This window comes from Actinocorallia lasiicapitis, from assembly GCF_054778695.1.
Genome location: NZ_BAAGZI010000647.1, coordinates 1 through 1,891 on the forward strand (window position 1 = coordinate 1; position 1,891 = coordinate 1,891).

The 1,891-nt window shown below is 69.4% G+C and carries 2 protein-coding genes; one reads left to right on the forward strand and one right to left on the reverse strand.

Annotated features, from left to right (window positions below; all coding sequences use genetic code 11):
- Positions 1 to 687, reverse strand: a 687-nt coding sequence (locus tag ACYVE7_RS33340; RefSeq protein ID WP_460370476.1) for a CHAP domain-containing protein, incomplete at its 3' end; no start/stop codon positions are given.
- A 178-nt stretch (positions 688 to 865) separates the two neighbouring features.
- Between ACYVE7_RS33340 and ACYVE7_RS33345 the strand changes: the two genes are divergently transcribed.
- Positions 866 to 1,891, forward strand: a 1,026-nt coding sequence (locus ACYVE7_RS33345) for an MFS transporter (protein WP_460370478.1), incomplete at its 3' end; no start/stop codon positions are given.

A 1,891-nucleotide genomic window follows, 5' to 3' on the forward strand; every position in this document is an offset into this window, starting at 1 on the left:
CTTGGCCATGCCCAGCGCGAGGACCGCGAGCACCACGATCCCGACCGCGCCGGTCAGCGCCGCCTCCTTGACGGGCAGCTCGTAGGAGCCGCCGTCGGCGACCTCCTGCGCCTGGCCCGAGGTCGTCACCACGGCGGGGGCCTGCGTGAGCTGGTCGACGGTCGGCGCGGGCGCGGCGTGCTTGGGCGCGTACCCGGCCTCCGGCTTGGCGGACGTGGCGACCTTCACCTTGCTCGGCAGCGCGAACGTCGCGACGCTGTCCACGTCACGGATCTTGTACTTGACCTGGTCCTCGGCGTTGCCCTCGAGGGCCTTGAACTTGCCGTTGGCGTACACCTCGATGACGATCCCGACGTGGGAGATCGAGCCGAGATCCTTGTTGCCCGTCCAGTCGTAGAAGACGATCGCGCCCGGTTCGGGCTTGCTGGTCGTCGCGCCCTGGTCCTTGAACCACTGGGCGTGCTGCTGGGTAGAGGCGAACTCGCCGGCCTGGTCGGTGACGCCCGCCTTGTCCGCGAGGTAGGCCAGGAACATGTCGCACCAGGGTGCGTCGTCGAAGTACGGGTTGTGGTCCTCGTCGACGTTCTTGGTGTACCACTCGCCGAACTTCGTCGAGCCGTCCGACCGCTCGCCGTAACCGAGCTCCTTCTTGCCGAGCTCCAGCAACTTTTGGCCAACGGAATCCACGGGCGTACTTCTCCTGTCCGCAACCCTCGGGGGTTGATCACGGCTTGATCTCGGATGAATGTACTGAACGTAACGCGCCGGGGCAAGCGGATCCGGCAGATCGGTCGGCACAGACTAAATGCCTGGACGGGATGGTCAAGCCGACTGGCACAATGTCCGACCGGAGGTAATGAACCAGATGACTGTAGAGCCTTACCGGAGGGTCCTGGCACTGCCGGGTGTGCGGGCGCTGATGCTGGCCGGGCTGCTCGCCCGGATCCCGTTGACGGCGTCCGGCATGGCCCTCACCCTCCATGTCGTCTACGAGCTGGAGCTGGGCTTCTTCCGTGCGGGACTGGTCGCCGCCGCCTCCACCATCGGGGTCGCGATCGGCGCGCCGATCGCGGGACGGTGCGTTGACCGGTACGGGCTCCGTCCTGTCCTGCTCGTCACGACGACCGCGCAGGTCGTCATCTGGTCGGTCGCGTCGTTCCTGCCGTACTGGCCGCTGGTCGTCGCGGCACTGGCCGGAGGCGTGCTGTCACTGCCCGTGTTCAGCGTGGTGCGGCAGTGCCTCGCGGCGGCCGTCCCGGCGGAGCAGCGCCAGCCGGCGTTCGCGCTCGACGGGATGTTCGTCGAGGTCTCTTACATGATCGGCCCGGCCGCCGCGGTCGCCGCCGTGCAGGGGATCGGCGGCCACTGGACGATGTTCGCGATCGCCGCGGGCCTGTTCTGCGCGGGCGCGGGGCTCATCAGGCTGAACCCGTCGATCGTCGACGAGGACGAGGAGGACGCCGGGGACGGCCCGGTGCCGCGCCGCCAGTGGCTGACCCCGGCGATGTTCGGGCTGTTCGGCGTCACGTTCGCGACGACCTTCATCCTCGCCTCCACCGAACTCGGCATCGTCGCCGCGCTCAAGGCCGACTCCGCCACCCAGTGGACGGGCCTGTTCATCGCGGTCTGGTGCCTGTGGTCGCTGGTCGGCGGCTTCGTCTACGGCGGCCTGTCCCGGAAGATCTCGCCGCTGGTGATGGTCGCGACGATGGGCGCGCTCACCGTCCCGGTCGGCCTGGTCGGCGGGTGGCCCTGGCTGATGCTCGCGCTGCTGCCCGCCGGGTTCCTGTGCGCGCCAGCGCTGTCCAGCTCCGTGGACACGCTCAGCCGCTGGGTGCCGTCCTCCGCCCGGGGCGAGGCGATGGGCCTGCACGGCGCCGCGCTGACCCTG